This is a genomic window from Jatrophihabitans sp. GAS493 (genome assembly GCF_900230215.1).
Lineage (GTDB): Bacteria > Actinomycetota > Actinomycetes > Mycobacteriales > Jatrophihabitantaceae > MT45.
The window spans coordinates 224707-245128 of the sequence record NZ_LT907982.1 but is presented as its reverse complement, the minus strand read 5'-3'; the positions used below and the strand labels follow the sequence as shown (position 1 = coordinate 245128).

Annotated in this window: 19 protein-coding genes and 1 pseudogene; 11 read left to right on the top strand and 9 right to left on the bottom strand. The window is 67.3% G+C overall.

Annotation, left to right across the window (positions count from 1 at the left end):
• The first annotated feature begins 223 nt into the window (after nucleotides 1–223).
• The 3 genes and pseudogenes from CPH63_RS01090 to ispF all read left to right on the top strand — a co-directional run bounded on the left by CPH63_RS01090 (nucleotide 224) and on the right by ispF (nucleotide 2038).
• Nucleotides 224–724, top strand: a complete 501-nt coding sequence (locus CPH63_RS01090) for a CarD family transcriptional regulator (RefSeq protein WP_091354039.1) — start codon at nucleotides 224–226, stop codon at nucleotides 722–724.
• 40 nt (nucleotides 725–764) lie between these two features.
• Nucleotides 765–1415, top strand: a pseudogene (ispD, locus tag CPH63_RS01085) (2-C-methyl-D-erythritol 4-phosphate cytidylyltransferase); the annotation flags it as partial.
• A gap of 140 nt (nucleotides 1416–1555) precedes the next feature.
• Nucleotides 1556–2038, top strand: a complete 483-nt coding sequence (gene ispF / locus CPH63_RS01080) for a 2-C-methyl-D-erythritol 2,4-cyclodiphosphate synthase (RefSeq protein WP_096301190.1) — start codon at nucleotides 1556–1558, stop codon at nucleotides 2036–2038.
• Nucleotides 2039–2058: 20 nt separating this feature from the next.
• Here ispF and CPH63_RS01075 read toward each other — a convergent pair whose 3' ends face one another.
• The 6 genes from CPH63_RS01075 to CPH63_RS01055 form a co-directional block, all read right to left on the bottom strand.
• Nucleotides 2059–2415, bottom strand: coding sequence for a hypothetical protein (locus tag CPH63_RS01075; protein WP_096301189.1), 357 nt, complete (start codon nucleotides 2413–2415; stop codon nucleotides 2059–2061).
• A complete protein-coding gene (gene eccCa, locus CPH63_RS01070; RefSeq protein ID WP_197704515.1) occupies nucleotides 2412–6485 on the bottom strand; it encodes a type VII secretion protein EccCa in 4074 nt (1357 codons plus the stop codon). The genes CPH63_RS01075 and eccCa overlap by 4 nt, the downstream gene beginning before the upstream one ends.
• Nucleotides 6486–6544: 59 nt before the next feature.
• Nucleotides 6545–7474, bottom strand: a complete 930-nt coding sequence (locus CPH63_RS01065; RefSeq protein WP_172892135.1) for a hypothetical protein — start codon at nucleotides 7472–7474, stop codon at nucleotides 6545–6547.
• A gap of 89 nt (nucleotides 7475–7563) precedes the next feature.
• A complete protein-coding gene (locus CPH63_RS01060) occupies nucleotides 7564–8916 on the bottom strand; it encodes an EsaB/YukD family protein (RefSeq protein WP_172892134.1) in 1353 nt (450 codons plus the stop codon).
• Nucleotides 8916–9176, bottom strand: coding sequence for a hypothetical protein (locus CPH63_RS22520; protein WP_172892133.1), 261 nt, complete (start codon nucleotides 9174–9176; stop codon nucleotides 8916–8918). Before CPH63_RS22520 ends, CPH63_RS01060 begins: the two co-directional genes overlap by 1 nt.
• On the bottom strand, nucleotides 9166–10173 hold the full coding sequence (locus CPH63_RS01055; protein ID WP_096301186.1) for a DUF6177 family protein: 1008 nt from the start codon (nucleotides 10171–10173) through the stop codon (nucleotides 9166–9168). Before CPH63_RS01055 ends, CPH63_RS22520 begins: the two co-directional genes overlap by 11 nt.
• Nucleotides 10174–10388: 215 nt before the next feature.
• Here CPH63_RS01055 and CPH63_RS01050 point away from each other — a divergent pair, with 215 nt between their 5' ends.
• The 5 genes from CPH63_RS01050 (at nucleotide 10389) to CPH63_RS01030 (ending at nucleotide 13924) form a co-directional block, all read left to right on the top strand.
• Entirely contained in the window at nucleotides 10389–10721 is a 333-nt protein-coding gene (locus CPH63_RS01050; protein WP_096301185.1) for a hypothetical protein, read from the top strand.
• A 40-nt stretch (nucleotides 10722–10761) separates the two neighbouring features.
• On the top strand, nucleotides 10762–11067 hold the full coding sequence (locus CPH63_RS01045; RefSeq protein ID WP_172892132.1) for a pore-forming ESAT-6 family protein: 306 nt from the start codon (nucleotides 10762–10764) through the stop codon (nucleotides 11065–11067).
• Between the two features lies 1 nt (nucleotide 11068).
• On the top strand, nucleotides 11069–11386 hold the full coding sequence (locus CPH63_RS01040) for a DUF6507 family protein (protein ID WP_256385810.1): 318 nt from the start codon (nucleotides 11069–11071) through the stop codon (nucleotides 11384–11386).
• 146 nt (nucleotides 11387–11532) lie between these two features.
• The gene (locus tag CPH63_RS01035) at nucleotides 11533–13539 is read left to right on the top strand and encodes an ADP-ribosyltransferase (protein WP_157749187.1); all 2007 of its coding nucleotides are present in this window, start codon (nucleotides 11533–11535) and stop codon (nucleotides 13537–13539) included.
• Entirely contained in the window at nucleotides 13532–13924 is a 393-nt protein-coding gene (locus CPH63_RS01030) for a hypothetical protein (protein WP_096301181.1), read from the top strand. The genes CPH63_RS01035 and CPH63_RS01030 overlap by 8 nt, the downstream gene beginning before the upstream one ends.
• Before the next feature lie 21 nt (nucleotides 13925–13945).
• Here CPH63_RS01030 and CPH63_RS01025 read toward each other — a convergent pair whose 3' ends face one another.
• Nucleotides 13946–15064: a PLP-dependent aspartate aminotransferase family protein gene (locus CPH63_RS01025; protein WP_096301180.1), complete on the bottom strand. Its 1119-nt coding sequence runs from the start codon at nucleotides 15062–15064 to the stop codon at nucleotides 13946–13948.
• A gap of 38 nt (nucleotides 15065–15102) precedes the next feature.
• Here CPH63_RS01025 and CPH63_RS01020 point away from each other — a divergent pair, with 38 nt between their 5' ends.
• The 3 genes from CPH63_RS01020 to rlmB all read left to right on the top strand — a co-directional run bounded on the left by CPH63_RS01020 (nucleotide 15103) and on the right by rlmB (nucleotide 18163).
• On the top strand, nucleotides 15103–15717 hold the full coding sequence (locus tag CPH63_RS01020; protein WP_096301179.1) for a hypothetical protein: 615 nt from the start codon (nucleotides 15103–15105) through the stop codon (nucleotides 15715–15717).
• A gap of 68 nt (nucleotides 15718–15785) precedes the next feature.
• Complete coding sequence (gene cysS, locus CPH63_RS01015) at nucleotides 15786–17210, top strand: cysteine--tRNA ligase (protein ID WP_096301178.1); 1425 nt, start codon at nucleotides 15786–15788, stop codon at nucleotides 17208–17210.
• Nucleotides 17210–18163 (top strand): 23S rRNA (guanosine(2251)-2'-O)-methyltransferase RlmB, encoded by a 954-nt coding sequence (gene rlmB / locus CPH63_RS01010; RefSeq protein WP_096301177.1) that lies wholly within the window; start codon nucleotides 17210–17212, stop codon nucleotides 18161–18163. Before cysS ends, rlmB begins: the two co-directional genes overlap by 1 nt.
• Here rlmB and CPH63_RS01005 read toward each other — a convergent pair.
• A complete protein-coding gene (locus tag CPH63_RS01005) occupies nucleotides 18123–19166 on the bottom strand; it encodes a YihY/virulence factor BrkB family protein (RefSeq protein WP_096301176.1) in 1044 nt (347 codons plus the stop codon). The genes rlmB and CPH63_RS01005 overlap by 41 nt on opposite strands.
• 133 nt (nucleotides 19167–19299) lie before the next feature.
• Nucleotides 19300–20397, bottom strand: a complete 1098-nt coding sequence (locus tag CPH63_RS01000) for an ABC transporter ATP-binding protein (protein ID WP_096301175.1) — start codon at nucleotides 20395–20397, stop codon at nucleotides 19300–19302.
• Nucleotides 20398–20422: the final 25 nt, after the last annotated feature.

Below are 20422 nucleotides of genomic sequence, written 5' to 3'. Positions count from 1 at the left end.
GACCGGGGCATCCAGTGCAATCCATCTTCAATGTTGCGACGTTGACAGAGTAGCGACTCGCTGTGACGCCCCATCGTCCGGCTCTGATCAGCGTTGCATTGCCCGCACCCGGACGCGTCCCCGACCGCGGGTGAGGCACCGGCATGACTGGGGTGTAATTCGTTCAGCCCCAGTAGTTATGTGGCGCGTGTTACCCTTGAAGTCTTGAAAGGGGCACGCGCACATGACGTATAAAGTCGGCGAGACCGTTGTCTACCCGCATCACGGGGCAGCGAAAATCGAGGCAATCGAAGAGCGAACGATCAAGGGCGAGGTGAAGATTTACCTGGTACTCAAAGTGGCCCAGGGTGATCTGACAGTTCTCGTTCCTGCAGACAATGCCGAGATTGTCGGTGTGCGTGACGTAGTAGGCCAGGAGGGTCTGGACCGGGTGTTCGAGGTGCTTCGCGCGCCGCACACCGAGGAGCCGACCAACTGGTCGCGCCGGTACAAGGCCAACGGCGAGAAGCTCGCCTCCGGTGACGTCAACAAGGTCGCCGAGGTCGTTCGTGACCTGTGGCGCCGTGACAAGGACCGCGGCCTCTCCGCCGGTGAGAAGCGCATGCTGGCCAAGGCGCGCCAGATCCTGGTGAGCGAGCTGGCACTGGCCGAAGGCACCAACGAAGACAAGGCCGAGCTGGTGCTCGACGAGGTACTGGCCGAGGCCGTAGCCGAAGCGGTTTAGTTTCGACCGAAGCACTTACGAAGATGGCGGTGACGATCTGATGATCGTTGCCGCCATTTTCGTTGCCGCCGGCGCTGGACGTCGCCTCGGGGCGGCCGAGCCGAAGGCCTTCGCCCGGGTGGGCGGCCAGACCCTGATCGAGCATGCGCTGGTGCCCTTCGTCGGGCACGTTGCGGTGCGTGACCTCGTTGTGGTCGCCCCCGCTGATCGTCTCGCCGAGGTCGCGCGGCTGAGCCCGGCAGCGACGGTGGTGGCCGGCGGCGAGGCCAGGCAGGATTCGGTGCAGGCGGGGCTCGCCGCCCTGCAGCCGGATGTCGATGTCGTGCTGGTGCACGACGTGGCCCGGCCGTTCGTGCCGACGGCGGTGATCGATCGGGTGCTGAGTGAGCTACGGGACGGTGCGGAGGCGGTGATTCCGGTGCGGCCGGTCTCCGACACCATCAAGCGGGTCCGCGGTAGCGAGGTCGTCGCCACCGTTGACCGGGCCGACCTGCGGGCGGTCCAGACCCCTCAGGGTTTCAGCCGGAGCGCGCTGGCCGCCGCTCACCTGCATGCGGTCACCGTCACCGATGACGCGGCCCTCGTGGAGGCCGACGGCGGCCGGGTTGTGGTCGTCGACGGCTCCGACGAGGCGTTCAAGATCACCCATCCGTGGGACCTCTTCGTCGCTGAGGCGTTGGTGGCCCGACGGGCTGGCCTTGGGCCGACATCGCAGCGCGTTGATGCGCCGCCGCACGGCGATGCGCCGCCGCACGGCGATTCGCCGCCGCGCGTTGATTCGCAGCCGCGCGTTGATTCCCCACAGCGCTCTGGTTCGCCGCGGGGGGTCCGATGAGCGTGCCGTTTCGAGTCGGAGTCGGCGTGGACGTCCACCCGACCGAGGTTGGGCGTCCGTGTTGGATCGCCGGCGTCCTGTGGCCGGGGGTGGATGGGTGTGCCGGGCACTCCGACGGTGACGTAGCCGCGCACGCGATCTGCGACGCGCTCCTCTCGGCGGCCGGGCTCGGCGACCTGGGCTCCATATTCGGGGTGGACCGCCCGGAGTTCGCGGGCGCATCCGGGGCGACGCTGCTGGCCGAGGTGCTTCGCCTGCTGCAGGCGGGCGGCTGGAGCATCGGCAATGTGGCTGTGCAGGTGATCGGGAACCGTCCGAAGATCGGTCCGCGCCGAGACGAGGCGCAGCGCGCATTGAGCGACGCCCTGGACGGGGCCGCGGTGTCGCTCAGCGCGACGACCACGGACGGGCTGGGATTGACGGGGCGCGGCGAGGGGATCGCGGCAATCGCGAACGCTCTCATCTCCCAGTCGCCCTGATCCTCCGGCCGGGGGGATTCTTACGCGATCACGGCGTCGCCCCCGAGCGCCTCGGCCAGGGTGGTGGCGAAGAGCTGTTGGATGGCGCCGGACTCAGGCCCTGCGCCGGCGCGGACCTCGGTCCACCACGCGGGTTCTGAGCATTCCACGCCGAGTAGGCGTTTCGCCTCGCCCGGCACCGGGACGAAGCGGGCGGCATCGATTGTCACCGCCTTATCCCCGTCCGGGGTGACGAGATGCAACAGGCCGTGCAACTGTCCCGGTAGCGGCTCGACGCCGGCCCGCAGCCCGGGGTACGCCCCGTTCACCGCACGCAGGGCCGACACGATGTGCTCCGGCTGTGGTGCGGTGTCGGTGAGGAGAACGATCTCGCTCATCGCGCGCGCCCCACCGGTCGCGCAGACGGATGGAGGGCGGTCTGCACCAGCTGTGGTGCCTCACCCCGGCGCACCAGCAGGCCCCGTCCGGGCGGTTGGCGCGATGGGTAGGTCCCGGGGAAGAGCTGCCCTTCGGATCGGTCGCCGTCCATCAGCAGACCAACGGCTCCACCGTCGCGCAGGCCCTGTACGAAGCCATCCCAGATACCCCGCGACGCCCCGGCCACCGGCCGGGCGAGTACGACGTGCAGACCAAGATCACGCGCCGCCGGCAGGTAAGGCAGCAGTGGGCCCAGCGGCTGGCTGCCGGCCGCGGTGAGCAGCTCGTAGTCGTCGACGATGAGCACGATCAGTGGAGCGCCGCGATCCGTGCCCGGGGCGCCGCCGGATGTAGGGTCGTCGAGGTTGGCCGAGCGCCGGGCCAATTCGGCGGCGATCGAGTGGGCGAGCCCCTCAGCTTGGGCCGCGGAGCTTGCGTACCCGCCGAGGTGGGCCTCGGAGACGGCGCCCGACAACCCCCGGCGCTGGTTGACGACGGCGACAACCAGCTCCTGCTCCGATCTGCGATCGGTAACGGCGCCGGCGATCGCTCGCAGCAGTGTCGTCTTCCCCGATCGGGTATCGCCGAGCACCAGCAGATGCTGATCCACATCGAAGAGGTCCAGCAGCGCCGGCTCGAGCGTCGTCTCGCTGACTCCGATCGGAATCAGGTCAGGTTCGTCGATGAAGTCCGGAAGCTCCTCCGGGCGAACCATCGGTGGCAGCACCCGGATCTGCTCAGCTCGACGTCCGGGCCAGGCAGCGGCGCTGGCCCGCCCTGCCTCCTCAAGCGCTTGGAGGAGGCCCGTCGCCGACGCCTGGGCGTCGGTTCGGGCCAGTGCGGCCTGCGCGTAGAGGGGCTGTGCGGTCGTCGGGTGGCCGAAATCGGTGGCGCCGCGATGTTGCTCGGTGACAACCCGGCCGCGTTGGTCGGGGCGGATCGCATCGGCCAGGCGGCGACTGACGACTGAGTCGCCCGGCTCGTTCAAGCGCAGTTCGATTCGGGTGCCATACGCGGCCTGGTCGCCCATCCGCAGCTCGTTCCAGCGGGTCACCGCTGCGATCACGTGAAGCCCGACGCCGGAGCCCCGGGTGATCAGATCGGTGACTGCGGGCTCGAGCGACTCCAGGTCGCTGCGCAGGGCGCCGGCGTCGTCGATGAGCAGCACCAGGTCGGACGCCGGCAGACTCGGTGGCCGTCCGGCCGCCCGCTCGGCGCGCAACTGCTCCACCGAGTCGATCGAGTGCACCCGGAAGATCTCCTGCCGTTCGTCGATCATGCGGCGCAGTTCGGCCACCGTTCTGTTGAGTCGCTCGCGATCGTTGCGGGTTGCGACACCGCCGACATGGGGCAGCTGGCGGAGTCTGGAGAGCCCGCCGCTGCCGAGATCCAAGCCATAGAGCGAAACCTCCTCCGGCGTGTATGTCAGGGCGAGTGAGACGGCGATGGCGCGCAGCAGGTTCGACTTGCCCGATTGTGGGCCGCCGACGATGGCCACGTGGCCACCGGCAGCCGTGAGGTCGAGACTCCACGGGTACTGCCGCTGCTGACGCGGGTCGTCCACCAGCCCGATCACCGCTCTGAGTTCGGACGGAGCGGGTCGGGCGAGGCCGGTGGTCTGAAGGCCACGTCCTGGTACGGCGGCCGGCCGCCCGATCACCTGATCAAGAGTCAGCATGCCCGGCAGCGGAGGCAGCCAGATTGGATCGACCGGCTGGCCGCCTAGCCTCTCGATCGCTTCGGCCACCGAGTCCAGCAGCGTCGCTTCGACGGTGCGCCGTTCGACGATCGCGACGTCGTCGTGCGAAGTGCCGTTGCCCGTCGCAAGTCCGGCGTAGAAGGGCAGGTGCAGGATGGGGCGAGCAGCCGCGGGGTCAGCCGCGGGCTGCGGCGAGGCTCGTTCTGCGGCCCGGCCGGAGACGTAGGCGGCGCGGAATCGGGTGTAGACGCTGCTGTCGACCTTCAGCCAGCCGAAGCCCGGAACGGGCGGGAGTCGGTACGCGTCCGGGGAGTCGAGGACCATGGTGGACTCTGCCTCGGAGAAGGTACGTAGGGCGAGTCGGTAGGAGAGGTACGTCTCGAGGCCGCGAAGCCGCCCCGTCTCGATCCGCTGGCTGGCCAGCAGTAGGTGGATACCGATCGAACGTCCGATCCGACCGATCGTCAGGAAGAGGTCGACGAACTCCTCCTGCGCGGCGAGGAGTTCCGCGAATTCGTCGATCACCACGAGCAGGTGGGGCAGCGACGGTAGGTCGGGGCGTGATGCCGCTCGAAGTTGTCGGTACTGGCCGATGTCGGCGAGGTCGCCGGCCCGCTTAAGGGCGGTCTGGCGTCGTAGCACCTCGCCGGCCAGACTGGCGTGAGCTCGCTCGATCAGGCCCTGGTCATCGGAGAGGTTGGTGATCAGCCCGCAGACGTGCGGTAACCGCGCCAGTGGCGCGAATGCCGCGCCGCCCTTGTAGTCCACCAGCAACAGGGCGAGATCGTCGGGTGGATGTGTGACGGCGAGAGCGGCGATCAGGGTGCGCAACAGCTCGCTCTTGCCGGAGCCGGTGGCCCCGACGCAGAGGCCGTGCGGTCCCATTCCCAGCTGGGCGGACTCCTTCAGATCGAGCATGACGGCGCCGCCGCTGTCGTCTGTGCCAATCGGAACTCGCAAGAAATCACGAGGGCTTCGCGGCTTCCAGGCATTCGGCAGGCTCAGGTCGTCAACGCCGAGTATCGCTGCGTTGTCCGGCGGGTCGATCAATGGATTCGCCACCCCCAAGTTCGCCGAGTCGGGTCGCAGTGGAGCCAGGTAGCGAGCCAACGCCTCGGCCCGGGCGGGCGATACGTCGTCCAGTACTCCGGTCACGCGCTCGTAGCCGGGTCCGGCCGCGCCGCTCACTGGGCTGTGCTTGGCCGGCTTGGCGCGTAGGTCCTCGACGACGACCGATCCATCGTCGCCGACCGTTATGCGAACTCGCACGGTCTCTGGTTCCCCCAGATGGTCGGGGAGTAGGTGAATCAAGGTGATCCCAGCCGTGGGAAGGTCGAGGGTGGCGTCGGGGAGCGGAAGTCGTGCGAACTCCGCGACGTCATCGAGCGTCGCGGAGTTGTTCGCAGCGCGCGGCCGGTCGGCGAAGATGAGTAGCCGCTGACCGATGACCGCCGGCTCGATCGAGGAGAGGCTGTAACGGGTCTGCTCGACCAGCTCGGCTCGCCGCTTCAGATCGTCGTCGAGAAGTTGCGCCAACTCCCTGAGACTCTCAGATGTTCGGGGTTCGCTGACCGGGTTCGCCACGCACGTCGCTGCGGCATGCGGCGCCCAGAGCAGCCACCCCCAATCCTGAGCGTGTTCAGGGGGACAGGCGAGCGCGATGCTCACGTCGTGCGGCGAGTGGAGGCTCATCAGCTGGCTGGCCAGGCCGCGTGCGGCTCGAAGCGTCGCCCGTCGGCTACCGACAAGTGCAACGTCGCCGGCGGAGTCGAGGTCGATCGCGATCGGCATCCCGGCGCGTCGGTGGAATCGTTCGGCGAGAGTGCGTGCCTCCCCGGTCATGAAGGGGTCGGTCGGCTGAAGTGGCGATGACTCGTCACGTACCTCAATATCGCGCCAGGGCACCTCTCCGACGCCGATGCGGAGGCGGAGGAAATCTGGATCGGCGCGCCGTCGCTCCCAGAGCCGGGAGGGGGAGCGGATCAACTCGGCCAGGACGGACGGGTCGGGGTGCGACGTCAGTGCGGCGGCTCGATGCTGCGACTCCTCGTCTTGAAGCTGGGCGCGCACCTCGTCCAGGTAGTCGAGGTAGCGGCTGCGAAGCGTGCGGCAGGTGCGCGCTGCCTGCCCGCGTTGGCTGGCCAGCATCGCGCCCGCTCCGAGGACGGCGGCGCTCATCATCAGCACCCCGGCCGCGACCATCAGCGGGCTTCGGCGCAGCGTGATCATCATCGTCATCGACGAGACGGCACCGACGATCGGCAGCAGCAGCTGAATCGCCGGGGAGCCGGCCCGGGCCTCAGGCAGCGTCGGTGGCGCCGCAATGGTCACGGCGGCGCGCGTCTGCGTTGGAGGCACCCTACGAGCCGGTCGACTTACGATTCGCGATGTCACGAGTTGCACCCGGCCATTGACCATCCGCTTTCCAAGGCCGTCGTAGGCCTGACGACCGCGGCACCTGCCTCATCTCCGTTACCTCCGGCCGCGGCGCCGCGGGTTGTCGTTGCGGCCCGTCTGAGCAGAGCTGCGGCGATCCGCACCGCGGACGCGCGAGTGCCCGCCTTGAGATCGGACGGGACCGTAGACGTAGAACGTAGCGCTGGGTCGTGTCGGAGGGTGAGCTGCTCGCGCCCCGGTCCGAGGCGGCGACCCGGACGCACCTGGTTGGTCACCAGGATGGTGCGGGCCGCCCACGAGCCGGGGTCCCGGCCGGCCTGCGCGTCGAGAAGAACCCGTGTCGACGCCGCTGCGTCAGCGCCGACCACGAGACCGACCACGTCGGCACTCGGGAGCAGGTTTGCTAGCCGGCCGGCCGCAAGCTCCCGCGTTGTCGCCCGGCCCAGATCAAGGATGGTCAGGTCGAAGCGATCCTCGATCGGGCTGATCGCACGTTCAATTGTCTCGGCGTCCAGCACCGGGCCGGGGGCGGCCGTCGACTGCGGGAGCAGCCAGGAATGGTGGCCGATCCTGATGAGCCGTTGGTGAGCATCAGCGGCGTTGGCCGGCGCACCGTCCGACACGAAGCGCTGAAGGGTGAGCGCCGGCCAGGGATCGCCGGCAAGCAGAACATCAAGCCGAACGTGATCGGAGTGGGCGCTGGCGTCGACAGTGAGCAGGGGCGCAGAGCGGACCACGCCGAGAAGCGAGGTGATGACCGCAGCGACCGTGGAGACCCCGCAGCCGGGTTCGGTACCGGCGAGGACGATCCGGCGCGCGGTGGGGAGTCTCGTGACAAGGCAGCTGTGCAGGTCGACCAACTGCGTCGCATCCGTCGTTCCGAGACTGGGCCGCCGACCCGAACGGCGTGCGGCGTCGAGCAAGAGGTGTGCCGAACGTGGTGCGCGGAGTTGCGACCAATCGCAGAGCGGCACAGGCTGGGCTCTACGTGATTCGGCGCGGTGAGTCGACATCAGAACACCTTCAGCAGTCGTGCGTACAGGTCGAAGACGCCGACGGCCGCCGGCAGTAGAGCCAGTGGCGCCAGTCGTTCCAACCGGTCGCATACCAGGCGGATACGAGCTCGGCTCTGGGGAGTGGGTGACCAGAGGGAGCAGCCGAGCGTCGCGAACAGCACAGTCGTCGAGGCAAGGCTTGGAACAAGCGGCGGGGCGGCATTGCGAAGGGCCCACGCGACGAGGAGGGACGCAGCCGCCGACACCGCAACCCCGATCAGCGCCGCGACCTCTATCGCCGAAGGGAACATTCTCGCCCGCAGCGCGGCGCTGGCCCCCGTTGCGGCTACCAGAACGAGTGCCCACGGACGACCCCATACAACCAGCGAGATACCTCCGGCCAGCATCGCCGCCGAGCAGAGCAGCACGAAGACCGCCAATAGCGCGTGTGCCTCACCGAGTGAAGTGAATAGCGCAGCCTCGTCGTCCGCCGGTGCGCCTGCCCCAGCCCGCCGCCGATCGTCGAGACGATGAAGGCCGGTGAGGTGCATGGCCCACCCGGGCAGGAAAGGGAGCAGCAGCGCGGAGGCGCAGACGAGCAGCGCCGATGCTCGTGCGTAGCCCAACCCGCTGAGGCAGGCGGCCAGCCAACCGCCGCAGAGGGTCGAGGCCAGCAGGCCGCCGAACAGCGGGACGCGACCGAACTTGAGCAGGGCGCTCACCACGCAGCCGCTGAGCGTCGCTGCGAGCCCCGCGGCGCCGAGCTCAGCGGGCCATCCGGCCCGGTGCCACAAATCGAGGGCGATGACCGCGGCGATCGCGAAGATCCCACCGACCAGCGCGAGCGCCGAGGCACTCACCGGCTGTCCGCGACGAGTGGCTATCGGCACGAGACCCCACGCGATCAGCGCCGCGAAACCAACCGCGCCGGTCGTGACCAGTGACGCGCGCAGGGTCACCTGGAACGCCAGACCCGCGGCGGCGACGCCTGTTAGGAGCACCACGGCTCGCGCCGCATGGGCCGCGCTCCAGAGATCGGTCCGCTCCAGCCGGTCAAGTCCGACCGCCTCGGAGACGTCCCAGACCGTAGGCACCGGAGGTGCTTTCTGCTCGGCGATCAGGTAGAGCAGGTCGCCGTCGGACACCTGAGACGAGCTGAGCGTGGACTCCGAGTCCAATCGGTGCCCCAGGGAGGTCGTCAGTACCAGCCGTCGGACTCCGTCCATCGGAGTCTCTTCCGGCGAGGCCGTGGTCTCGTCGAGCAGCTCGGCCAGTTGGGGCAGAAACGCGTCTATCGGCTCGTCCGCTGGGATGGCAACGTTAGCGCGTCGGGCCTGCGACCGGACGGTGACTCGCGACCAGGTCAGCATCAGGCCAACACCTCTTCGCGCTGCCCGGTGGTGGTGTGCGGCGACAACGACGTCAGGCGGTGGCCGTGCTGGCGGACGTAGGACGTCGCCACGCAGCCAGAGCAGATCACCGCGACCAGCGTCAACGAGCTCACGAGTTGACGCAGCCATCGGGATCCGGCCCGGTTCGTTGGGGCGGCCCCATGCAGAAAGGTGTGCTCCAGGCGTCCGCGTCGTATGCGGATCGCCTCCAGCAGCGGACGGTCGGCTTCAGCGGTCATGGACGGGCTCCCTCGCTGGCATAGCTGCCAGGTCTGGAGCGGCGACGGCGATGCGTTCAGCACCAAGACCTTCGATCAACGCGGCGAGCGCATCCCAACCGGAACGTCCGCTGCCACCGAGGCCGAAGACGAGACCGGGCACCCGTGCGCGACCAACCCGAGCCGGTGGCTGCATCGCTGCCGTCTCGAGTGCTTCCGCGCCGATGGTGTGGACGGCTCGCGGACCGAATGCGATGCAGATCGGCTCCGGCGCCGTCGCTAGGCGGCCGCTGGTGAGTAGATCGCATGGACCCAATCGTCGATGGGCGATGGCGAACGAAACCGGATAGCCGTCTACCAGATCGACCATCGCTGCGCGCACACGGCTGCGCACGTTGCCTCTCTCCGATAGCCCCAACAAAAGCGAGGCATTCTCCGACAGACCCTGGTCATCACCGGTGATCGAGATGGTCGTGGTCGCGTCGGCTCCGACTGCAGTTACTTCAGTCAGGTCCGGGATCCGCAACTGCGCGTAAGACGTCAGCCTCTCCTCACTCCAGGGCTCCGTGACTGGTTCACAGGCCCCCCAGCCGAGAAGCCCCGATCCGGTGAGTTTGGTCGTCAGCGAGTCGGCGGCGGCCCCTATTCGTGTCTTCGCGCGGAACCGATACTGCAGGGAGACCGACAGAATCACCTGAGTTCCCACCCGGATCTGTGGATCCAGCGGCTGCAGCCAGTTCATTGCGATTGCGTTGGCGCCCTCGAAATGCGTACCCGTCCAGCGCAATGATTCACCGGTTCCTCCGTCAAATGCAGTGGCGTCGTCGCGTATGACCCAGCGGCCGGCATCGGTGACGATACGGAATGCTGCCTCCGTGAGTCGCGTCCGAGGACCGGTGACCAGGTGCAGGTCGGCGCCCGAGTCTGCACTGTGAACGGCCGCGGCCAGGAGTTCGGAAGACAGCGGCTGAATCCGCCGATCAGACTCGACTCTATGTATTCGCGTGAACCCGGGCATGGAATCCGCCTCCAATCATTGCTACTTCTCCGCGCATGCCATCGGCGCGTGCGTTGCTGAGCACTATTCTCAGCCCTCGCGAACGCCTTCCGGTACCACCTGTGGATAACTTCCAGAGATGTCGGTGATCGGTGCAATACTCGTCCACACAGCGCGGCATCGACCTTCAGACGGTCGACCAACAGATCGCGTATCACCTGTATTTGGAGGGGTAAATGAAGTTCGACATGGGGGCCCAGACGCTCTCCTCACTGCGGCAGCAGACGGCCGGGGCGAGTCAGGACCTGGGCACGTTGGTCCGCGCGCTGGTGGTGGCCGGTGAGCCGCTGGAGGGTCGGTTCAATGGTGCCGGACGGGCCGGCTTCGACGCATTCAAGCTGCACGCCGACCAGATTGCTCGGGAGCTGAACACGTCGCTCAGCGGGATTCTTCACGGCCAGACGGGAGCGGCGAGAAGCTTCAGCCAGGGCGATCAACAGATGGCTGAAGATGCTCGGACAGTCCAGCTGACGACTGATTTCGACGCGGCGCGTTTCGGTAACCGCTGATGGATGAGCAGGGATCACCAACATTAATCGGAGAGTTGTGATGAGCACTACTGATCGACGCAGTTACGACACAGCGGCTTCGGCCCAGACGCAAGCGAATTTGACGGCCGTGATCTCGAGACTGGAGACGGTGCTCGACGCCCGCGACCGGCAGGTGCAGGCCGCGATGGCGGACTTTCAGGCCGACGGTGTGTCGGAGCTGTATCAGGGGAAGGAACTCCAATGGCGACGGGCCGCCGCCCAGACCAGGCAGATCGTCTCGCTGCTACGAACGACCATGCAACGTAACGACACAACCGCGGCGCAGACGATCGCCCAGGCGAAGATCGCCGTCGAGTCAATCTGAGATGACTTCATGGAGGATCGATCCGGGCGGGGTTGAATCCGTGTTGAACCTGGTCTGTCAGCGTGCCGGTGATTTGTCCACATCAATCAATTCCATGTGGGGAGACCTGGAGAGAGCCGCGTCGTCGAGCGGTAGCCAGATCGTGGTACAGGCGCTGTCGGATTTCCTCGCCGCGCGCGCTCCGGAACTGACGGAGGCGACGAGACGGATCAACGGGGCGGTGAACGGCGCGGTGGCGGCGACGAGAGCGTACGAACTCGGTGATCATCAGATGGCCGCAGATGCGCACTCGCTCATCGCCAACACTGCGAGCGGCTAGACGACTCAGCGATTTGGCTGACGATGCCGGCGCATGGGAGTGATCAGGCAATGCTTGGGGGGAACGTGGTGGTATCGAGAATTGCCGCAGCGGCAATTCCTGAATTTTCGGGGCAGTTGGCGACCCTGGAGTCCTCGGCTTCGGCGGTGACGATTGATAGCGGGCATATCCGCCGGGCTGGTCAGGATGTACGCGCCAGTTGGCGTGGGCTCGCCGAGTTTTACCTGGGTCCTGACAGTGCCACGCTGCTCGCGGCGATGGTGCCGGTCGTGGCCGGGACCGAGGCGTTCGGCGCGGATCTGGCGATCGTCGGTCGAGCTCTGCAGAACTATGCAGATGAGGTGCGCCCGATCGCGGGCACCCTCGTATCGCTGCGCCGACAGGCCGAGGCGTTCGAGGGGCGCACGTCCAAAGACGCAGAGTGGAATCACGATCAGGCGAATGTCGATGAGAACAATCGCCTTGTTCATGGAGTGAATGCGGCCGTCGTGCTGTTGGAGGCCGCTGAGCGTCGCTGTGCGAACGCGATAGAGGCGCTCTTCAGCTGTCGACGCTGGCACGCGAATGATGGAGGCCAGGACTGTGATTCTTACGGATACGCGATCATCCCCGACAGCGCGCCGACGCCGTGGGGTTCCAAGGTCTCCCGCAAGGACTCCTGCCCGAAGGCGGCGCTGACCGACCTGGGCCGGTTCGCCAAGGGATTCGCCGTCGACGGCTTCGTTGGAACGCTGAGCGGTGTGGCTGGTCTGCTGAACCCGTTCGACTGGGCGAAGTTCAAGTCCTCGTGGGAGGGTCTCGCGCAGTTGTCGTTGGTGGCCTCGCCGATTCTCGGCTCAGCGATCTATGGCGATCATGGTGAACGGGACCGATTGGCCTCGCTCGGGAAGGGCGTGGTCGCCTACGACCTGTGGAGAACTGACCCGTCGCGGGCCGCTGGTGGCGCCGCCTTCAATGTGGCCAGTCTCCTCGCGCCAGGTGCCGGTGAGGCATCGGCGGCAGCGGATGCCGCGAAGGTCGCTCGCATCGCCGGGGAGGCCACCGACTCGGCCGAGTCGGTGGGGAAGGCTGCGCGCTCCGCGGATATTGCCGCTGATCTGGCCCGGACCGCGGTCCGGCTGACGGTCGATCCCCTGTCGGCGACAAAGTTCGTGTCACTCCCAACGCTCGATCAGCTGACTGATCTGATGATGGCCCGCCGGGCCGCCCAGCTTGGGATGAAGGTGCCCACCACTGCCGAGCTGACGGCGCTGATGGAGAAACTCGCCCACGCGAAGCCGGGCGAGCTGACCGTCTCACACTCCCATCTTGAGGTTCCGGCCCACGAACCGCCGGCTCACGTGCCTGACGAGGGCGGTCGCGGGTCACCAGAGGCAGGTGGACATCAGGCCGGCGATTCCAGTCCGGCTGCGGCCGGCGACGCGAGGGACTTCCATCCGGCGCTGCCATCGGCCATCGACCACGAGATATCGACACGGCACGTAGGTGCTCCCGATAGCCAGATGCTGGGCCAACAGGACCGGATATCCGACGTCGACTTCGGGGCCCTGCCGAACGATGAGAAGGCCCACGTGGCGAAGCTGGAGCTTCAGCAGGGCGCCGCGCATCTCGACAGTGACACAACTGCGGCAGCGTACGGACGTGAGCACTGGGATGAATACGTAAAGTCCCTCAGCCCGGCTGAGAAGAGGGCATTGGCGTTCTACACACATCAGCCGCCGCACCGGCTGACCTCGGTAGATATCAACGCGGCGTTACGTGGCCTGGAGCGACCGAAAGAGGGAGTGGACGCCTCGATTCACGAGATCGACCGTGCACTTCAAGGAACCGAGGTGCACGAGCCAATCGTGGTAACTCGGGGCATGCGACTGGGTCATCTTCCAGCCGAGCCGGCGGACCTCGTGGGTAAGCTCGTCACCGATCGTGGCTACACGTCTGTCTCACTTGGCACGCCGGCCTTCGGATTCGCCGAGGGAATCCTGCACCTTCGACTGCCCGTCGGCACGCACGGGATCTACGTCGATCGGCTCTCGGCGTTTAGTGGGGAGCGAGAGATGATTCTTGAGCGAGGACTGTCGTATCGCGTGACACGCACATTCCTGGACGACAACAATCAATGGCAGATCTTCGGGGAGGTACTGGGAAATGGTTGAGCAGGCGAGGCGAGTTTCAAGGCAGCTCTCCGACGACATGCAGCTCAGGGTCGTGTCTGGGCCAAATCGATACCAGGCCGCCACCGACAAGCCGGTGTGTTATGTGCCAGTGATAGGAAGCGTCCCTTTCGGGTTCCTCTGGTACTGCGACGACGACGATGCTGCTCACTATCTTCAGCAGGCAAGTGGGGGTCTGGCTGCGGCGCAGGCTTCGGTGGGTTGGGCTGCCGTGTTGCTCGAAGCGCGCGAAGCGGGCCTGAAACCCTCGGAAGCCGTGCTCGTCTGGGCCGCAAAGATCGATGCTGTGCGACTGGGCAAGGTCATCGGTTCTACTCCACAGGTCTCCACACTGGCCGAGCTCAAGGCGTTGGCGGCGAACTCGTAGCGGGCGGCCCGCGCCAATTCGTCAGACCTGCCGTAGCGCCTGACTGAGGTCGTCCCAGAGATCTTCGACGTGCTCGATCCCGACCGAGAACCGCAGCAACGAAGCGGGCACATCGCGGGCGGCATCCATCGCATGCATCGCCCGCCGCTCGATCAGTGACTCGACTCCGCCGAGGCTGGTCGCATGTGAGATCAGCCGGACCGATTCACAGACGCGGGTCGCGGCGTCGGCGCCGCCACGCACGTCGAACGAAATCATCGCGCCGAAACCGGCGTGCAACTGCGACGCACGGGCATGGAACGGATCGCTCTCCAGCCCCGGGTAGCGCACCCGGGACACCGCCGGATGGGAGCTCAACCGGGTCGCCAACTCCATCGCATTGGACTGGGCCCGCTCCATCCGAAGGGGAAGGGTGCGCAGGCCGCGCAGCGCAAGGTAGGTCTCCAGGCCGCCGGGGAGCGCGCCGGTCAGGTCCCGCCGCGCACGCAGCGCTGTCCCCAATTCGCCGCCGCGGGTGATCAGCGCGCCCATCAGCAGGTCCGAGTGGCCGGCGAGATACTTCGTCGCCGAGTGCATCACGATGTCCGCGCCGTAGTCCAGCGGCCGCAGCACCAGCGGCGTGTTGAACGTCGAGTCGACCACCACGATCGCCCCGGCCGCATGCGCCGCCTCCACCAGCACCGGGAGGTCGACGATGGCGAGCATCGGGTTGCTCGGGGTCTCAAGCCAGAGCAGCGATGCCCCGTCGAGGGCGGCGAGGACGGCGGCCGTGTCGTCGGTCGCGACCGAGCGCACCGTCAGTCGCCCCAACCGCTCCTGCTCGCCCAGCAGCACGGTCGAGCCCGTGTACTGCGTCCAGCCGGTCACCACCACCGATCCAACCGGCAGCAAGCCCTCGATCACCGCGGTGGTCGCTGCCATCCCTGAGCTAAAGACCAGCGCGTCTCCACCCTCCAGCTCGCCGAGGGCCTGCTCCAACGCCCGGATGCCGGCATGCGTCTCGTGACGGAGGTAGTAGTTGTCATCAGGACCGTGATGGAACGTCGCCGAGAGCTCGATGCCGACATTCAGCGGCGCCTTCGCGGTGGGCGCCGGCCGCCCGGCGTGGACGGCTATGGATTCCGGGTGAAGTGGGGTCACGGTTCGACGTTATCGCGTCGCGCGGGCACGATGGGCGGATGCGTCGGCAACTAGTGAGCACCCTCGCCGCGGGTCTTGCCGTCTGCTCCCTCGTCACTTCCTGCAGCGGCGGTGGGCCGGAGACGGTGACGCTGGACCAGCACGGCCTATCGGCCACCGATGTCACCGATCCAGACGCCGCCGACGCGGGCACCGCGGCCGACAACAGCCCGGGCACCGAGGCATCGGACTCGGCGTCGCCCTATGAGGACGATGCCTCGGTCGTCGCCTGGCGAAGTTGGGCGCTGGCCGCCGCCCAGACCGTCAATGCCGGCAAGGTGACCACCCCCGCCCTCGACGAGTTGATGACGGCCGCCTTCGCGAAGCAGATGCCCGCAGTGCTCGGCCCGGAGTTATCGAAGACCTACCCAGGCCCGATGCCCTTCACCCCGATCTCGGTCACCGAGCTGAGCCCGACCGCACGTTCGCTGCGCATCTGCCTGGTCACCGCCGGATTTGCGCGCGATCGCGCGACCGGAAAGGTGAAGCAGCCGCTGGCCATCCGCCCGATGTCGGCCAGCGCGACCTACCAGAACGGCGCCTGGCTCACCTCGGGTCTGACCCCCGACGCGTTTAGCTGCAGCGGCGTGCAGGTCCCGATGCCGGCGTTCTGACCGGGAGAAGATTGTCAATCGGCCAAGAACCGGGACCCGCGGGTACGCAGAGCACCTAAACTGACACGGTGACGCTGCATATCTACGACTCCGCCACCCGGAGTCTGCGACGGTTTGAACCCATCGAACCCGGCAAGGCGTCCATCTATCTCTGTGGGCTGACCGTCCAGGCGCCGCCGCATATCGGACATATGCGCTCGTCGGTGAACTTCGACATCCTGCGCCGCTGGCTCATGCACACCGGCCACGAGGTCACCTTCATCCGCAACGTCACCGACATCGACGACAAGATCCTGGCCAAGTCAGCCGACGCCGGCGTCGATTGGTGGGCGTGGGCCTACGTCAACGAGCGCGCGGTGATCGACGCCTATGCCGCGCTCGGTTGCCTCCCCGCCAGCTACGAGCCGAGGGCCACCGGCCACATCAGCGAGATGATCGAGCTGATACAGCGCCTCATCGAGCGTGGCCACGCCTACGCCGTCGGTGGCGACGTCTACTTCGACGTCCGTTCCTTCGCCGACTACGGAGCCCTCTCCGGACAGCGGATCGACGAGATGCTGCCGGCCGCCGACAGCGCCGAGACGAGCAAACGCGACCCCCGTGACTTCGCGCTGTGGAAGGCGGCCAAGGCTGACGAGCCGGCCACCGCGTCCTGGCCGACGCCCTGGGGCCGTGGGCGGCCGGGGTGGCACCTCGAGTGCTCGGCGATGGCCGGTCGCTACCTCGGTCCAGCCTTCGACATCCACGGCGGCGGCCTCGACCTCATCTTCCCGCACCACGAGAACGAGATAGCCCAATCAGTGGCCGCGGGGGACGCCTTCGCCAGCTACTGGATGCACAACGCCTGGGTCACCATGTCGGGCGAGAAGATGAGCAAATCGCTCGGCAACTCGCTGCTGGTCACCGAGGTCGTCAAGGAGTGGCGACCGGTTGAGGTGCGCTACTACCTGGGCGCGGCTCACTACCGGTCCAACGTCGAGTACTCGGCTGACTCGTTGGCTGAGGCGGCGGCGGCCTACCGGCGTATCGAGGGCTTCATCCAGCGCGCGGTCGAGCGGCTGGAGAAGCTGCGTGTCAGCGACCCGACCGTCGGCACCCTGGTCGCCACCGAACCGCTGCCGGCCTTCGTGGCCGCGATGGACGACGACCTGGGCGTCCCGCAGGCGCTCGCCGCGATTCACAACGCGATTCGCGACGCCAACCCGAAACTCGGCGACGCCGACTCCGAGTCCGCGGTGATCGACCTGGCCGGCCCGGTGCTGTGCATGCTCGAAGTACTCGGGCTCAGCCCGTTCGCCTTCCAGGCCGAGTCGGCCGACGACCTGACCAAGACCGTCGACGGGCTGGCTCAGATACTGCTCAAGCAGCGGGCCGAGGCTCGCCGCAACAAGGATTTCGCTACCAGTGATGCAATTCGGGACGCGTTCGCCGCGGCCGGTCTGCTCATCGAAGACACCCCGACCGGCGCGCGCTGGTTACCGAAGGAGCAGTAATGGCAGGCAATTCCTCCCGCAAGGGTGCGATCCGCAAGGGCAAGAAGGGTGCCACCGCCGGCACCGGCGGGCACGGTAAGCAGCGACTGGCCGGCAAGGGGCCGACTCCGCGGGCCGAAGAACGCACCAAGCATCCCGCGGCTCGCCGCGCCGCCGCGACCGCCAAACGCGATCAGCGCCAGGGCGCGGCTCGTCATCGCGGTGCCGAGGCGCCCGAGTTGCTGGTTGGGCGCAACCCGGTTGCGGAGGCGCTACGGGCCAAGGTCCCGGCGATGGCGCTGTACGTGGCCAGCGGCTTGGAGGCCGACGAGCGGGTGGCCGATGCGCTGCGAATCGCGGGCAACCGGGGTCTGTCGATCCTGGAGATCAGCCGCGGCGAGATGGACCGGATGACCGGGGCGATCCTGCACCAGGGGATCGCGCTGCAGGTGCCGCCCTTCAAGTACACCGACTTCAACGACCTTCTCAGCAACGCCCGCGAGTCTCCGGCCGCACCGCTGCTGGTTGCCCTGGACGGTGTCACCGACCCCCGCAACCTGGGTGCGATCATCCGCTCCGCGGTCGCCTTCGGCGCCGACGGGGTGATCCTGCCTGAGCGGCGAGCGGCCAGTGTGACGGCCGTGGCCTGGCGCACTTCGGCCGGAACCGCGGCTCGCATTCCGGTGGCCAAGGTGACGAATCTGGTCCGGGCATTGAAAGACGCGCAGGACGCCGGCATGTTCGTCATCGGTCTCGACGCCGACGGCGATCAGACCCTCGACGAGCTGACCCTGGCCGATTCCCCGATCGTCATCGTCGTCGGGTCCGAGGGGCGGGGCGTCTCCCGTCTGGTGACCGAGACCTGCGACCTCACCCTGTCGATCCCGATGTCGGAGGCAGCGGAGTCCCTCAACGCCTCGGTCGCGGCCGCCGTCACCCTGGCTGAGGTGGCTCGCCGCCGCCGGTTGGGGTAGCTCCCTCGGATGGGAAGCTGAGCTCAGCCGGTTCAGCTGACTGGTCCGGCTGGTCGAAGGTGACGTCCACCTCCTGAAAGCCCTTGCTCCGCTGGGCGGTCGCCTGCCCGGTGTAGACGTCCCGGTCGCCGGCCGTCAGCACGACCGCGTCGGTGAACGGGGTCAGCAGTGAGCGCGGGTACAGGCGGTCGACGCGCACCACGTTGATCTCCACGCAGATCACGGTGATGGTCGCTCCGATGTAGAGAAAAGCCAGTAAACCAAGGACGATCGCGAAGACCCCGTTGGTCGCGCTGGCATTCTTCACGACGTGCGTCACGTAGATGACGCTGAAGTACTGAAGCAGCGGCCAGCAGACCGCGAAGATGATCGCACCGGGCGCCACATTGGCGGTGGAGAGTCGTCGCGCGCAGGCAATTCGGAAGACGAGCACGAAGACGAGCGAGGTCAGCACCACGGATCCGGCGAAGGCCAGCCATTTGGTCTCGGCGGCGAAGGACCCGGCGCCGCCACCGATCGTCGAGAGTCCGGTGGTGATGAGGATCGAGACCCCGGCGATGGTCAGTAGGACGAGACTGCGTCCGCGCGCACGAAACGGATTCGGCCGAGTGTTACGAGGGACGCGCCAGGCCGTGTTCATGGCGTACTGCCCGGCCTGCGCGGCACCGAGGCCGCCGTACAGCGAGACGATGATGCCGATGATGAGGCCGCCGGTGCCGCCGCTGAGTTGCTGGGGATTACCGAGCTGGTCGCCGACGACCGGGAACTGGCTGAGTGCCGAGTTGAGAATGTCGTGCTGTAACCCGGGGTGGCCGACGAGCACGATGCTGAGCACCGTGGAGAGCAGCAGCAGCAGCGGGAATAGCGAGATGAATCCGTAGTAGGTGAGGAGGGCAGCCAGGTACGGCCCGAAGTCGTCGAAGTACTTGTAGACGACGGCGAGCGGGAAGCTGGCAGCCGGGTGCCGTCGCTGGAAGCCGTCTAACCGGCTGGAGAAGCCCATGAGGCTAACCCCATCACACCGGAAGCGGTTCTGGGTGGCTCTCGGTCAATCGACGACAGTGGCGGCGGACAAGCCCCGAATGCCAAGCGGCCCCCTGACCGCCAAACGCCAGTCAGGGGACCGCCGGCGACGATCAGCCCAGGCGCTCGCCGGTCTCCGGGTGGAACGCGTGCTCCTCGGCCAGCCGAACGTCGATGTGGACGGTCTCGCCGACGCGCGGCGGGATACGTCCGTCGAATCGCGCGACGAACTTCTTCGCATCCGGCGCGTCACCCGACAGCAGGCCGTAGACGAACGCGTCCGCGCCGAGTTCCTCGACGAGGGCGACGTCGATCTTCAAGCCACTCTCCGGGTCGCTGCCCACGGTGAATGACTCCGGCCGCAGACCGAGCGTGATCTTGCTCAGCCCGGCGGCCGACGCGGCCTGGGCCACCGACGGCTGCAGCGGGAGCACGATGTTGCCCAGCTTGGCGCCGCCCGGCACCAGTTCCGCCTCGCGAAGATTCATCGCGGGCGAGCCGATGAAACCAGCCACGAAGGCGTTCTGCGGCTTGTCGTAGAGGTTGCGCGGGGTGTCGGCCTGCTGCAGGAAGCCGCCCTCTTTGAGGACCGCGACCCGGTGACCCATCGTCATGGCCTCGACCTGGTCGTGCGTCACGTACAGCGTCGTGGTGCCGAGCCGGGCCTGCAGGGCGGCGATGTTGGCGCGCGTCTCCACGCGCAGCTTCGCGTCCAGGTTGGAGAGCGGCTCGTCCATGAGGAAGACGCTGGGGTCACGCACAATGGCGCGGCCCATGGCGACGCGCTGGCGCTGACCACCGGAGAGGGCCTTCGGCTTGCGGTCGAGGTACTGATCGAGGTCGAGCAGGGCGGCCGCCTCGCGGACCTTCTTGCTGCGCTCCTCCTTGGAGACACCGGCGAGCTTCAGTGCGAAGCCCATGTTCTCGGCGACCGACATGTGCGGGTAGAGCGCGTAGTTCTGGAAGACCATGGCGATGTCACGGTCCTTCGGGGCGAGGTTCGAGACATCCCGGCCACCGATGTGGATCTCGCCCTGATCGACGTCCTCAAGACCGGCCAGCATGCGCAGCGCGGTGGACTTACCTGATCCGGACGGCCCGACCAGAACCATGAACTCGCCGTCTTTGATGTCCAGATTCAGCTTGTTCACCGCCGGGACTGTGCTGCCGGGGTAGATGCGGGACGCATTGATGTAGTCGACTGACGCCATAGCTGTACTCCTCTGCCGGTGTGTT

Coding starts and splice junctions, on each gene's coding strand:
- CPH63_RS01090 (WP_091354039.1), top strand. CDS start 224: ATGACGTATAAAGTCGGCGAGACCGTTGTCTACCCGCATCACGGGGCA.
- CPH63_RS22520 (WP_172892133.1), bottom strand. CDS start 9,176: ATGACCGCTGAAGCCGACCGTCCGCTGCTGGAGGCGATCCGCATACGA.
- CPH63_RS01045 (WP_172892132.1), top strand. CDS start 10,762: ATGAGCACTACTGATCGACGCAGTTACGACACAGCGGCTTCGGCCCAG.
- CPH63_RS01050 (WP_096301185.1), top strand. CDS start 10,389: ATGAAGTTCGACATGGGGGCCCAGACGCTCTCCTCACTGCGGCAGCAG.
- CPH63_RS01005 (WP_096301176.1), bottom strand. CDS start 19,166: ATGGGCTTCTCCAGCCGGTTAGACGGCTTCCAGCGACGGCACCCGGCT.
- CPH63_RS01075 (WP_096301189.1), bottom strand. CDS start 2,415: ATGAGCGAGATCGTTCTCCTCACCGACACCGCACCACAGCCGGAGCAC.
- CPH63_RS01000 (WP_096301175.1), bottom strand. CDS start 20,397: ATGGCGTCAGTCGACTACATCAATGCGTCCCGCATCTACCCCGGCAGC.
- CPH63_RS01060 (WP_172892134.1), bottom strand. CDS start 8,916: ATGCTGACCTGGTCGCGAGTCACCGTCCGGTCGCAGGCCCGACGCGCT.
- ispF (WP_096301190.1), top strand. CDS start 1,556: ATGAGCGTGCCGTTTCGAGTCGGAGTCGGCGTGGACGTCCACCCGACC.
- CPH63_RS01030 (WP_096301181.1), top strand. CDS start 13,532: ATGGTTGAGCAGGCGAGGCGAGTTTCAAGGCAGCTCTCCGACGACATG.
- CPH63_RS01020 (WP_096301179.1), top strand. CDS start 15,103: ATGCGTCGGCAACTAGTGAGCACCCTCGCCGCGGGTCTTGCCGTCTGC.
- CPH63_RS01055 (WP_096301186.1), bottom strand. CDS start 10,173: ATGCCCGGGTTCACGCGAATACATAGAGTCGAGTCTGATCGGCGGATT.
- CPH63_RS01040 (WP_256385810.1), top strand. CDS start 11,069: ATGACTTCATGGAGGATCGATCCGGGCGGGGTTGAATCCGTGTTGAAC.
- rlmB (WP_096301177.1), top strand. CDS start 17,210: ATGGCAGGCAATTCCTCCCGCAAGGGTGCGATCCGCAAGGGCAAGAAG.